The sequence below is a fragment of the Glutamicibacter sp. AGC84 genome (assembly GCF_053543575.1).
This window is the reverse complement of the sequence record NZ_JBLVOC010000027.1, coordinates 505,093-516,515: the sequence shown is the minus strand read 5'-3', so window position 1 is coordinate 516,515 and position 11,423 is coordinate 505,093. Positions and strand designations below refer to the sequence as shown.

General features: G+C 63.8%; 14 protein-coding genes. 3 read left to right on the top strand and 11 right to left on the bottom strand.

Going from position 1 to position 11,423, the window contains the following annotated elements; translation table 11 throughout:
* Positions 1-269: 269 nt before the first annotated feature.
* From ACNPN0_RS18810 to ACNPN0_RS18785, 6 genes are all read right to left on the bottom strand, one after another.
* Complete coding sequence (locus ACNPN0_RS18810) at positions 270-863, bottom strand: recombinase family protein (RefSeq protein ID WP_448937528.1); 594 nt, start codon at positions 861-863, stop codon at positions 270-272.
* 169 nt (positions 864-1,032) lie between these two features.
* Positions 1,033-1,845: an AAA family ATPase gene (locus ACNPN0_RS18805; RefSeq protein WP_448937529.1), complete on the bottom strand. Its 813-nt coding sequence runs from the start codon at positions 1,843-1,845 to the stop codon at positions 1,033-1,035.
* Positions 1,845-3,287, bottom strand: a complete 1,443-nt coding sequence (locus ACNPN0_RS18800) for a Mu transposase C-terminal domain-containing protein (RefSeq protein ID WP_448937530.1) — start codon at positions 3,285-3,287, stop codon at positions 1,845-1,847. Before ACNPN0_RS18800 ends, ACNPN0_RS18805 begins: the two co-directional genes overlap by 1 nt.
* A 72-nt stretch (positions 3,288-3,359) precedes the next feature.
* Positions 3,360-3,953 (bottom strand): recombinase family protein, encoded by a 594-nt coding sequence (locus ACNPN0_RS18795; protein WP_448937531.1) that lies wholly within the window; start codon positions 3,951-3,953, stop codon positions 3,360-3,362.
* A gap of 366 nt (positions 3,954-4,319) precedes the next feature.
* Complete coding sequence (locus tag ACNPN0_RS18790) at positions 4,320-4,718, bottom strand: BlaI/MecI/CopY family transcriptional regulator (RefSeq protein WP_007273052.1); 399 nt, start codon at positions 4,716-4,718, stop codon at positions 4,320-4,322.
* The gene (locus ACNPN0_RS18785; RefSeq protein ID WP_007273053.1) at positions 4,715-5,266 is read right to left on the bottom strand and encodes a hypothetical protein; all 552 of its coding nucleotides are present in this window, start codon (positions 5,264-5,266) and stop codon (positions 4,715-4,717) included. Before ACNPN0_RS18785 ends, ACNPN0_RS18790 begins: the two co-directional genes overlap by 4 nt.
* Positions 5,267-5,400: 134 nt before the next feature.
* Between ACNPN0_RS18785 and ACNPN0_RS18780 the strand changes: the two genes are divergently transcribed.
* Genes ACNPN0_RS18780 through ACNPN0_RS18770 form a run of 3 tightly spaced genes read left to right on the top strand, consistent with a single transcriptional unit; the run spans position 5,401 to position 7,459 of the window.
* Entirely contained in the window at positions 5,401-6,204 is an 804-nt protein-coding gene (locus ACNPN0_RS18780) for a DsbA family protein (protein ID WP_007273054.1), read from the top strand.
* Positions 6,204-7,112, top strand: a complete 909-nt coding sequence (locus ACNPN0_RS18775; protein ID WP_007273055.1) for a cytochrome c biogenesis CcdA family protein — start codon at positions 6,204-6,206, stop codon at positions 7,110-7,112. Before ACNPN0_RS18780 ends, ACNPN0_RS18775 begins: the two co-directional genes overlap by 1 nt.
* Positions 7,109-7,459, top strand: coding sequence for a DsrE family protein (locus tag ACNPN0_RS18770; protein ID WP_007273056.1), 351 nt, complete (start codon positions 7,109-7,111; stop codon positions 7,457-7,459). Before ACNPN0_RS18775 ends, ACNPN0_RS18770 begins: the two co-directional genes overlap by 4 nt.
* 68 nt (positions 7,460-7,527) lie before the next feature.
* Here the strand turns inward: ACNPN0_RS18770 and ACNPN0_RS18765 are convergent, their stop codons facing one another.
* The 5 genes from ACNPN0_RS18765 to ACNPN0_RS18745 form a co-directional block, all read right to left on the bottom strand.
* Positions 7,528-7,947, bottom strand: a complete 420-nt coding sequence (locus tag ACNPN0_RS18765; protein ID WP_448937532.1) for a DUF302 domain-containing protein — start codon at positions 7,945-7,947, stop codon at positions 7,528-7,530.
* Between the two features lie 88 nt (positions 7,948-8,035).
* Positions 8,036-9,364, bottom strand: coding sequence for an MFS transporter (locus ACNPN0_RS18760; protein ID WP_448937533.1), 1,329 nt, complete (start codon positions 9,362-9,364; stop codon positions 8,036-8,038).
* 55 nt (positions 9,365-9,419) lie between these two features.
* Positions 9,420-10,316, bottom strand: coding sequence for a sulfite exporter TauE/SafE family protein (locus ACNPN0_RS18755; RefSeq protein WP_022876881.1), 897 nt, complete (start codon positions 10,314-10,316; stop codon positions 9,420-9,422).
* Between the two features lie 65 nt (positions 10,317-10,381).
* Complete coding sequence (locus ACNPN0_RS18750) at positions 10,382-10,678, bottom strand: rhodanese-like domain-containing protein (RefSeq protein WP_047117791.1); 297 nt, start codon at positions 10,676-10,678, stop codon at positions 10,382-10,384.
* Positions 10,679-10,798: 120 nt separating this feature from the next.
* A complete protein-coding gene (locus ACNPN0_RS18745; RefSeq protein WP_096287256.1) occupies positions 10,799-11,410 on the bottom strand; it encodes a rhodanese-like domain-containing protein in 612 nt (203 codons plus the stop codon).
* Positions 11,411-11,423: the final 13 nt, after the last annotated feature.

Here is an 11,423-nt window from a genome sequence, read left to right as displayed (position 1 = left end):
CGGGGGTATGTAGTTCGGGCGTGTTCATATCTTCCTCCATTGAGGGCAGCTTTCCTTAAGCTGGCCGACCACGAGCTTTACTGAATTTTATTCAGTTACGTTCCCCGGGTTTCGCCTCTGACGCTCGGTAATCTTCGTGGAGTGATCTTCTGAGAATACTCCTAACTTGGAAAAGAGGGTATTCAATCGGCGGAAGACTTTGGGCGTCTCATGGCCGGCAAACTTACGGGGATGGCCCAGACTCGATGACGTCGATCTCTATGAATGAACTAATTGGTGTGAAGCTTGTCCATTTTATTGATCCGTCGGTAGAGCGTCGCACGGGACATCCCCATATCCTTGGCAACTTGGGTTGCAGGTTCGCCGGCTTGGATGAGTTTGGATGCGGTGCGGATTTGGGATTCGGTGAAGGTGGGGCGTCGGCCGCCGAGGTCGCCGCCGGTGGTACGGCGTTTGGTGACGGAGTCGTTGATGCGTTCGCGTTTGATCTCGAGCTCCATTTGGGCGAGTGCTGCCATGACGGTGAAGACCATGGCACCCATTGGGGTTTTGGTATCCACATCACCGCCGCCTAAGTTCAGCACCCGTAAACCAATATTTCGCTCACGCAGTTCTTCGGCTAATTCGAGCATTTTTTGGGTGGAGCGCCCAAGCCGGTCCAAGGTGGTGATCACGAGCGTGTCGTTCGGGTGCAGCGATTCGAGCGCCTTACCGAGTTCGGGCCGCTTCGCCAATGCGCCGGATAGGCCGTGGTCGGTGTAGAGGTCATCGCGCCGGACGCCGGCCGCCAGAAGATCTTGGATTTGCCGGTCGGCGTCTTGGGCTTTGGTGGATACGCGGGCGTATCCGATCAGTTTGGTCATCGGTCCTTCGAAAGTGTCTCGCAACTAATGGTGTTGACCTGATTTTACGTCATTGGTTGCGACACATGGTTGCGAGAATTTCGAACCGTTGAGTTTCCGCGAATTTTTCATCAGGGGAGTGTGATTGTTAACTTCGTTTGGCGGTTTCTGCGCACCTAATATTGGCGGTTCAACTGATTCCGATCACTAGCGTGGATCGCGCAGCTTCAACAACATCATCGGTAATCGTGTCCAGCTCATTGATTTTCATGACTCGCTGCATCTGTGTGAAGAGTCGATCGATCAGCCGGAAATTACCGCGCGTGATACGGGCGATCGCCGCGACAGCTTGCGTATCGGTGAAGTCCTCCAAGTCCAGAGTTTTTCCGAGGGCACGCCACTTTCGTTGCAGAACGAAATGCAGTTCATCCTGCGCAAGCGGACGGTACTCGTGAGCAAAACCAACACGGCTATAGAGCTGAGGATATCGACTGAACTGCTTTTCTATGCCAGGCATCCCAATCAGCATCAGAGCGATATTGTTCCTGTCATACCTATCTCGCAGCACTTCCAAGGCAGTGGCGTTGAGTCGCTCCGACTCGTCGACGATGATCAGCTCCACATGCTTGTCTTGATTCATCGGGCCCGTCGTGGCACCTAAAGTATCGAGATGTTGGTGAATGCAGATCGAGGTCCGATTAGTGATCAGTGAGAGCTCTTCTTTGATTTGCTTAGGCGTCGTCAATACCCCTGGGGTGAAGAAGACGGTCCGCGTTTTGGCTAGATCCTTATAGATTTGGAGGTCACTGTCCTCCCGGCGACCCCATTCCTCTACTAACGCCGCGGCTTTCGGGCTCCAGTTGGCATAGCGTTTAGCCGAGAGGGTTTTGCCGATTCCAGCTTGTCCGTAGCAGATCCCGATGGTCCGCTGCCGGCGCACAGCATTGGTGAACTCAGTGAAGCGGCGATGCTCCTTTGTTGCGATAAAAGTTGAGGGGGCCATTATTCGTCCTCTGCGTAGGTGCGCAACTTCGTTTTCTGCGCTCGGTGGACCGCCGGATCAGGCTGGGATACCTCCGTTGCTGGTTGCCCGGCCGGTAGAAATTCTGCGACGGTGGCGATTCGTTCTTTGATTTGTCCGCGCAATTGACGCTTGCGTGCGGAGCGTGCCTTCTGGATGTCCTTGAACGTCACTGTGGCTCGTTCATGCGCGGGATCCACGGCTTTGCAGATGTGCTGGCCACGGTGAAAGACCTGGATCTCGGCAACGTCCCGCGGGTCATAGCGGAGAATGACGGATTCTCCGACGTAGGCAGCTAGCAACGGGGAAATGTAGCGTAGCCCTTGGAAATGCACGCCATCGCGGTGGACGATCCGTGGCTTGGCGACCGTGAGCAGCAGCAGGTTCAGTTCATCGATGGTTTCAGGCAGACGCGGTAACCAACCGTTGCCCTGCCACGCTGTTTGAGGCGTTTCCTTGATCTCTTGGTGCTCGCGCTGGTGGTAGTTCTGCCCAATGAACTCACCCAGCGCCATCTCCAGTTCACCGATGGACAGCCCCGGCTTGGGGTTGCGCACATTGTGCAAGTAGCCGGGCAGCCGGGCTAAGAGTTCGGTGTTGAGGGTGCCGAAGAATCGTTCAATCTTTCCCCTGCCCTGCGGCCGGGCCACAGCGGAGAAAATGATTTCGAAGTGCAGGTCTCTGGCGGCCTGCGCCAAGTGGTGGCTCGTGAAATCGGTTCCGTGGTCTACATAGAGCACATCAGGGATTCCGCACATCGCCCAATCTGCTGTCTTTTTGGGCCAGATCGCCTCACGCAACGCCAATGCCGTATTCAAGGATGAGGGAGCACCGGTGAAGATCATGTACCCGCACAGGGCTCGCGAGTAATCATCCATGATCGTGGTGAGCCACGGGCGAACCGGCCGATGACCAGTGTCAAAAACCAGAATGTCGAGCTCGGTATGATCAGCCTGCCACACCGCGTTCGGACGTTCGGCGCGGCGGCGCCAGACCAGTTCGTACTTATCGCGGTACACCGCCGCGCCTTGCTGCGCCAGTGTCATCATCCCGGGATCTATCTCGCCGACAATCGAGCGGATGGTTGAGTAGGAAACCGGTGCCCACCCCTGGTGGAGCGCCACCTTGTTAGCTTGCTGGTGGATGGCTGCCGTCGTCCTGGGCAGTTTAGCTAAGGCGAGGCCTTCGACCAGCTTCACGAAGTCGCTGGGCATCCGGCGTCCGCGTTTGCCCTGTGCCACCGGTTCCAGACCAGGCTTCCCCTGGAGCTTGAAGCTCTGGTGCCATCGCTGCAGTGTCCTCAGGCCGATATGGTGTTCCCCTGCCAGAACCGTCAGCGGCACTCCGTCTTCGACGTGTTGCCGCAGTATTTCCCAGCGTGCCGTTGCCTTGATCAGGCCGCTGTAAGAGGTTCCTGCTTTCACGGTACTGCTGCCATTCTGGTTTTGTCCCAGCGGTGCGTCCCTGCGCGGTTCGCTTCGCCGGGACATGGCCGATCACAAGCTCTTGACAGAGGCGGATTCTTGGCCCAAGTGGCGGTAGAACGTCGCGCGGCTCCAGCCAACCAGGCGTGCTGCGTCTTCGGCGGTGCGTCCCCTGGTGCGGGCATCTTTGGCGATCGCGAGCTTATCGGCAATCACCGCCGGGTCAGAGACCGGCCGGCCGAAACGGGTTCCGGATTGCCGGGCGGCAGCAATGCCGGCATTGACTCGTTCAACGATCAGCTCGCGCTCGTACTCGGCCAACGAGGCCAGCATGTTCAGCATCATCCGCCCGGTCGACGTGGCCGGGTCGATCCCATCGGAAATGGAGCGGACATTCACCCCGCGCTCGCGCAAGAGGTTCACGGTGTTCAAAACATCGATCAGGGATCGCCCGAGCCGGTCTACTCGCCAGACCACCACGGTGTCCCCGGACTGCGCGTACTCGAGCAGTTTCTTCATCCCAGGCCGCTCAATCGCGCTCCGGCTGCCGGACGTCACATCGGCGAACACGTCGCGTTTCTGCACCCCTGCTGCAGCAAGAGCGTCGAGTTGCAAGGCCGCGTCTTGGCTCGAAGTGCTCACTCGTGTGTATCCCAAATGCCTCACCTGCCCAGTGTGACTCAAAAACCCCTGTGCGGCAAGCAGGTAAGACGTTTTACGTTGGGACGAGTTTATAAGACAAATACAGCCCGCGTTTTCCAAGTATTTGATGAGACAAGTTTCTACTCTAGGTAGCGTCTCAAAAAGCTTTAGCTTTTCAAGACATTCAGACGCGTCTATTTCGTTCAGGAACCCTCACACGGCTTCCGCGAGGCGGATTGTCTCGGAACTGTGGGCGAGCTCAGCATGGCCATGCGCCGGGTTATCCCCGAGGGGTCCCTTCTGAGCGGAAGTGGACCTGGACCTGGACCTGGACGAGCCCCACACTGTCCGGCCTCTAATGACCAACGAAATCCGTGAGGATCCGATCAACTAGAGCAGGGACTTGAGGAAGGCGGCGTCCTGGGGGTCGAGCATGCCGGCGAAGCGGGTGAGGCAGCGCCGGCGGTCGTTGGTCTCTCCCAGCGTGCGCACCATGTGCGCGGCGGAGAACTGGCACCCGGTGAGCGTGGCACGGTAGGACCATACGCCGCCGATGAGTTCGCGTTCCGCCAGCGCCTTGTCCACCAGGTGGCCCAAGACGGTGGCGACGGTCGTGTATGCGGGTTTCTGGCCTCCCGGCGCCGTGAGCTCCTGCACCATGCCCCGCGTGGTGTGTGCCTGGCGGGTCTTCCAAAGCACGTCCAAAACACGCCGTTCCAGTGCCCCTACTGGGGGCGCCTCCCGGGGCTTGAAGGGTAGTTCGCCGGTGTCTTCAATGGAGGTCGTCATGAATCCATCCTTTCCCGCTCAGCGGCCTGGCGACCGGGTATCGCGCATTGCTGCTGCCCAGACAGTCGGAACACCAGTGCAAGAACAGTCAGCACCATGGCCAGTGCCGCCAGCCAAGGCTGCAACGGCGCGAAATAGGTCATGGCTCCGGAATATCCCAGCGCCAACAGGGCGATCTTGTTGCAGACCGGGCAGCCGATCGCGAACCAGGCCAGTAGACCGCCGGCCATCCCCCAGCGGGAGGTGCGGTCGGTTGGTTCCGCGGTCCCTGGGGTTGCCGGGGCCGCTGGCCGGATGTAGCTGGCGGCCAGCAGGCCGGTCAGGACGGAGGTGGCCAACCAGACGGGGTAGTTCCACGGCACCGGCGGGATGTCCCGGCTGAAGACGTCGTTGGGGATTAGCACCGTGGCGAAACCCAGCAGCAGCGCCATGGCCAGTGCCGAGGCCACTGCCACCGCCCATTGCCGGGAACCCCACCAGCGCAACGCCGCGCCGGCCAGCGGCAGGCGGCGGCGGAAATCGATCAGCAAGCGTTGCGTGCGGCTCATTGTTCCTCCGTGTGCTTGATGTGTGATCCGTCCCGAGAGCGTCCCCGTTTGCCCTTCGGACCGCTTGTCTACTATAAAGAATAGTAGACCTACTATGCAGCATAGTAGCCAATCGAGCCGAAGGCAGCGAAACCGTGCAGCAGATCCCCGAGAACCGCAAGCCCGCACCGGAGCGGGGGGACAAGCCTGGAACACGGCGCAAGGTTCCGTGGCTGTGGGTCGCACCCATTCCCGTGGCCCTGGCCATCGGCCTGCTCATCGGCGCGCAGCTGCCCGTCGGTGACCGGGCGCCGGGCCCGGAAGCGTCGTCCGCCGCAGTCCAAAATCCCGGCTCACAGACCCCCGGGCAGGACACCGACCCACCGGCACCCGCATTTCCCGATGTGGCGCGACTGGAGGCACAGGATCCCACTGCGCTGGGTGATGTGGATGCCCCGGTGGTCATGGTCGCCTTCACCGACTTCCAGTGCCCATACTGCGCGAAGTGGACGGAGGGCACCCTGCCCGAACTGATCACCAAGTACGTCGACCAGGGGAAGTTGCGCATTGAATGGCGTGACCTTGACCTGTTCGGCGACGCCTCCCTGACCGCCGCTCACGCCGCACAGGCCGCGGCCATGCAGGGAAGCTACGTGCCCTTCCATACGCGCATGGCCGAAGGCGGCACCATCGCCCCCGGATCCGCCTACAGCGCGAAGAGCCTCAGGGCCACCGCCGAGGACCTGGGCCTGGACGGGGAGCAGTTCCTGGCCGACATGGACAGCAAACAGGCCAAGGATGCGGTGAAGCGCAACCTAGACGAGGCCCAGGAGCTGGCCGTCATGAGCACCCCGGTATTCCTGATCAACCAGATGCCGTTCGTCGGCGCGCAGCCCCTGGAGAACTTCGTGGCCGCCATTGACGCCGAATTGCAGCAGGCCGAAGCAGGCCAGCAGTAGTGGAAGCCGGACTGGTCTTCGCCTTTGCCGGCGGTGTGCTCGGACTCTTCAGCCCGTGCAACGCCATGCTGCTGCCCGCGTTCTTCGCCCATGCCGCGACCTCCGGGCACCGGCTGCGGGTACTGGGGATCGCGTTCCTAGCCGGCATGCTGGCCACGCTGGTCCCATTGGGCCTGGGCATCGGATGGCTCGGCGGCGTCCTGGTCATCGACCGCCGCCTCCTGCTGGTCGCTGCCGCCTGGGTCATCGTCGCCCTGGGACTCATCCAGATCTTGGGCGGCGGCTTCGACCTGTCCCGCCTGCTACCCTTGCGTACCCGGCGCCGACGCGCCGCGGCAGGCTCGCCGTGGGGGGCGGTGTTGCTTGGGACGGTGGCCGGCGTTGCGGGGTTCTGCACCGGACCGGTGCTGGGGGCAATCCTGACCCTCATCCTGGCTAACGGCAGCGCACTGGGCGGGGGCATGCTGCTGGCCAGCTACGCGCTGGGTATGGTGCTGCCGGTGCTCGGCGTGGCCGCGGCCATGCGCCGCGCCGGCACCTTCCGAACCGGATGGCTGCGCGGACGCACCGTGACTGTGGGCCGGTTCCGCTTCCACACCAACGCGCTGCTGGCAGGAACCGTAACAATCACCGTCGGGATCCTCATGCTCACCACCGGGGGGCTACTCACCATGCCCGACCTGCTCTCCGCTGGCCTGATGGACCGGATCTCCGACGCGGCGTCCCGGATCGATGCCGTGCTCCCGGACTGGGCATGGCCTTCCATGCTGGGAGCGCTGCTATTGGCCTGGTGGATCGGGCTTGTACGCCGAACCCTGCGCACCAAGGACGCGGCCGTGGCCCCTGAATCACTCGAGGAGGCAATCCTTGGGGATAATACCGGGGTTCCCGCGAAGGCCCGACCATGACCTGGCGGTTGCTGCTGCACCTAGCCGGACCGGGCACCGAACCATTCCCGGATGTGGCCACGGCCCTGCAGGTGGCCCGCAATGCGCACGAACGGATGTCCGACACCATCGTGGAAGTCATCGTGCAGGGCCCGTCGGTGTCCCAGTTGGCCGCGGACGGGAAGCACGCCCCCGACATTGCGGCCCTACACGGCATCCCCGGCATTTGCATTACCGCATGCGCGAACAGTCTGCATGCAGCCGGATTGGCCCCGGATGCGCTGGTCGAGGGTGTCGCGGTCGTCCCCGCGGCCATCGCGCATCTGGCCCAACGCCAGCACGACGGCGCTGCATATGTCCGCCTCTGACCCGAGCTTGGCGCACTGCTCCCGTGCAAAAAGACCGTGCCAGTGACCTTCACCAACCAGGGGAGAACCTAGGAGCCTGCTTTTTCGGAGATTTCCTTCAGCGCCGCCTGAAGGCGGCCATCGGCATCGTTGGCGACCTCGCGTGTCGCGTCACCCGGGCTGAGTTGGACCATGGTTTGCGGGTCGATGGCCTCAATGGTGGTTTCCTTGGCATCGGGGGCGCGACGCACCACGACGTTGCACGGGAGCAGCGCGCCCAACTGTGGTTCGGCGGCGATGCCGCGTTGGGCCAATTGCGGGTTGCAGGCCCCGAGGATGATGTAGTTCCCCACGGCGTCCCCGGCTTCCTGGCCCAGCTTCCGGGCGAAGGTCGCCTTCACATCGATTTCCGTCAGCACGCCGAATCCCTGTTCTGCCAGGGCGCCGCGTGTCCGTTCGACGGCGTCTTGCCATGACAGCGGGACGGTGATGGCGTGGGTGTAGGTCATGGCGGTTCTCCTCGGGTCGTGGTGTGGAGGCGTGCCGAGCGCGACTGCGTGCTCCGCCACGGCATGGGACCTCGGTTCTGTGGCCATGCTACCGGTTGGTGTGGTCGCGCGGAAGTGTTGCCAGGGCATTGCCCCCAGGGGTCGGCCGGGGATGCGGTGGGTGCGTTTCATACATGCGGATCGCGACGATCAGCCCTGCGGCTGCACTGAGTGCCGCGGCCATCCAGACGCCGGCGTTGAGCCCGAACAGGTCGGCGACGATCCCGCCAATGATGGCACCGACGGCATATCCGAGGTCGCGCCAGACCCGGTAGACGCCCACCGCCCGTCCTCGCCATGAGGGATGGGCGACGTCGCCCACGGAGGCCAGCAGCGTGGGGTAGACCATGGCGGTTCCCGCGCCGAGCAATACGGTTCCCGAGGCCCAGGCACCAAAGCCGTCCCCGAGCGCGATGATCGCAAGGGCTGTGGCCTGGACCAGCATGCCGGTGGTGATGAGGTGTTTGCGTCCGATCCGGTCCGAGAGAGCACCGGTCGCCATTTGGCCTATGCCCCAGACCCCGGGATACAGGGCGAAAAGCAGGCCGATCTGGCCCATGCTGAGATCCGCGGTGGCGAACAGGAGGGGGAACAGGCCCCAGGAGAGTCCGAAGTTCAGATTGTTCACCAGGCCGGCCAGGCTGGCCGAGGACAAGGCCGGTTCCCGGAAGCTGGTCAGGGAGAAGATTTGGCCGTTGGCTAGGTTGGCGTCCAGGCCATGCCGGGCGGAGGTGCCCCGGGCAGCCATGTTTCCGGCATCCAGGAGGGCATGTGGGTGGGTCTCCCGGACGAAAAGGCCCGACAGCAGCAGTGCCAAGGCGGTGTAGGCGATTCCCAAGAGGAAGGGCGCCGGACGCAGCCCGTACTGTTCGGCGAGGTATCCGGCCAGCAGGGACGTGGCGGCCACGGCACCGTAGCCCGCGGCCTCGTTCAGTCCCATGGCCAGGCCGCGCTGGGCCGGGCCTACCAGATCGATCTTCATGATGACGGTGGTCGACCAGGTCAGGCCTTGGTTGATGCCCAGCAGAACGTTCGCGGCGACGACCCAGCTCCAGTCCGGGGCGAAAATGAGCATGAGCGGCACCGGGATGGCGAAGAGCCACCCGGCCAGCAGCACGGGCTTGCGTCCGTAGCGGTCCGAGAGGGTCCCGGCGAACCAGTTGGAGGTCGCCTTGGCGATCCCGAAGGCCGCCACGTAGGCGAAGAGGAACGTGTATCCGCTCAGGCCGAACTCCGCGTGGGCGAGCAGTGGCAGGACGGTTTGCTGTTGCCCGACCATCCCGCCGACGAGTGCGTTGACCGCGACGAGCAGGGTGAACTGCGCCGCGTTGGCGCGCAAACCCAGGACAGGGAGGATCTTGGTGGTGGACGGTTTCATGCGCGGACTCCTGGAGTGCCGAGGCAGGAGGGGCAACACGGCGGGGAGCCGGCGGTTAGCGGGCTTCGGTTGCCGTGGTGGTGGCGGGTGAACCCAGGGACTTGCGTCGCAGGGGGCATGCGGGGATGGCAAACCAGCACAGGGCCGCGGCCGCGGCGATTGCGGTGGCCGCGAGGCCCAGGATGAGGTTGGCGGGGGAGGGTAGTTCCTGGACGAGGACGAAGACGCCCATGGCCAGGACGAAGAAGCCAAAGCCCTTGCGCAGGGCCGCTTCGGGGATGCGTCCGGCCAGGCGTGCGCCGAGGAAGGAGCCGAGGATCGCGGCGGCTGTGACTCCGCCGACAAGTGTCCAGTCCAGGGTGACGGTGGTGAGGTAGCCGCCGAGTCCGGCGAAGGACTTCATGGCGATAACCACCAGCGAGGTGCCGACGGCGACGGGCATGGACAGGCCGCCAAGCAGGGCGAGTGCCGGAACGACGAGGAAGCCGCCGCCGGCACCGACGAGCCCGGTGACCAAGCCGACGACCAGGCCCTCGATGATGACCTTGGGCACCGGCAGATCCCCCTGGTGGGGTGCGCCTGCGGGGTTCTTACGGCCGCGGATCATGGCCAGGGAGGTGGCGACCATCATGAGGGCGAAGGCGATCATGAGGATCGTTCCGGGAATATGGCCCCCCAGGAGGCCGCCGCCGAAGGCCCCTGCCATGCCGGCGGCGCCGAAGACGACTCCGGTGCGCCATTGCACACGTTTCTTGCGGGCGTGGGTCACGGCGCTGACGGCGGAGGTCGCGCCGACGACGAAGAGCGAGGCGGCGATGGCTTCCTTGGGGTTCATGCCGGCGACGTAGGTGAGGATCGGGACGGTGAGGATGGACCCGCCCCCGCCGAGCAGGCCGAGGGAGATCCCGATCAGCACCGAGAGCAGGAGGGTGAGTGCGAGGGTGAGGGTCATGGAGGTCGCCTTGTCTGGGAAGGAAGGGCAGGGGACGCGGGTGGGGTTGGCGCCGGGGTATGGCTTTAGGTGACGGGCAGGCCGGCACGTTGCCAGGCGGTCATGCCGCCGGCCATGGTGTCGGCGGTGAATCCGGCGCCGGTGAGGGCGTCGGCGACGCGGGCGCTGCGGTTGCCGCTGCGGCAGATGACGATGACGGGGCGGGTCCGGTCGATCTCCCCCAGGCGGGTGTTGAGCTCTCCCATGGGGATGTGGATGGCGCCGGGGATCATTCCCTCGGCGACTTCGAAGTCTTCGCGGACGTCAAGGACCTGGTCCGTGGCACGTCGCTGGTCGGTGTCGGTGATGGTGATTTCGGGCATGGTCTGCTCCTTCGGGGGCGTGTTCAAGCGGTATGTGGGTGCTTTCCGGGCCCGGATCAACGCGACCCGGGCCCGGAAACCGGGAGGAATCCGGTTGGCGGCGGGCCAACCGGGTGTGCGCTAGGACTTCTTGGGCGGAAGCTGGGCGAGGACCGATGCACGGGTCGGTTCGTTGCCGGTCTTGTTCCACGGCATCTTGGCCAGGGCCTTGCCCATGGCGCAGGTGTTGGTGGCCGCGGAGAAGGTCAGGCCCGCGCCGATGGCACCGGCGACGGTGCGCAGCTGCGGGGAGAGGAACTTCCCACCCACCAGCCCGGCCACCACGAGGGAACCGGCGGCCATGCGCACCTGGCGTTCCAGGTCCCAGCGCTTGGAACCCTCGACGGTCCCGCCACCGGCCTGCTTGTAAGCGGGGACGCCGCCGGACAGGACATGGGCGTTGCCGAATCCGACTGCCGCGAGGTGTGTCTTGGCTTCGGTGGCGCGCACGCCGGATTGGCAGACCAGCACCACCTTGGTGTCGAGTTTCGAGGCGAGTTCCTCGGTGTGTTCTGCCAGCAACGGGAGGGGGACGTTGTAGGAGCCCTTGATATGCAGGGATTCGAATTCGGCGGCGGAACGCACGTCCAGCACCACGACGTCGGTGCCGGTATCGATCCAGTCCTTGAGCTCTTCGGGGCTGGTGGCCTGGGGGATGGTGTTCATGGGGGTGTGGGCCTTTCTGCCGGGCATGGCGCCCGGCCCG

Coding starts and splice junctions, on each gene's coding strand:
- ACNPN0_RS18810 (WP_448937528.1), bottom strand. CDS start 863: ATGACCAAACTGATCGGATACGCCCGCGTATCCACCAAAGCCCAAGAC.
- ACNPN0_RS18805 (WP_448937529.1), bottom strand. CDS start 1,845: ATGGCCCCCTCAACTTTTATCGCAACAAAGGAGCATCGCCGCTTCACT.
- ACNPN0_RS18790 (WP_007273052.1), bottom strand. CDS start 4,718: ATGACGACCTCCATTGAAGACACCGGCGAACTACCCTTCAAGCCCCGG.
- ACNPN0_RS18785 (WP_007273053.1), bottom strand. CDS start 5,266: ATGAGCCGCACGCAACGCTTGCTGATCGATTTCCGCCGCCGCCTGCCG.
- ACNPN0_RS18770 (WP_007273056.1), top strand. CDS start 7,109: ATGACCTGGCGGTTGCTGCTGCACCTAGCCGGACCGGGCACCGAACCA.
- ACNPN0_RS18765 (WP_448937532.1), bottom strand. CDS start 7,947: ATGACCTACACCCACGCCATCACCGTCCCGCTGTCATGGCAAGACGCC.
- ACNPN0_RS18760 (WP_448937533.1), bottom strand. CDS start 9,364: ATGAAACCGTCCACCACCAAGATCCTCCCTGTCCTGGGTTTGCGCGCC.
- ACNPN0_RS18755 (WP_022876881.1), bottom strand. CDS start 10,316: ATGACCCTCACCCTCGCACTCACCCTCCTGCTCTCGGTGCTGATCGGG.
- ACNPN0_RS18750 (WP_047117791.1), bottom strand. CDS start 10,678: ATGCCCGAAATCACCATCACCGACACCGACCAGCGACGTGCCACGGAC.
- ACNPN0_RS18745 (WP_096287256.1), bottom strand. CDS start 11,410: ATGCCCGGCAGAAAGGCCCACACCCCCATGAACACCATCCCCCAGGCC.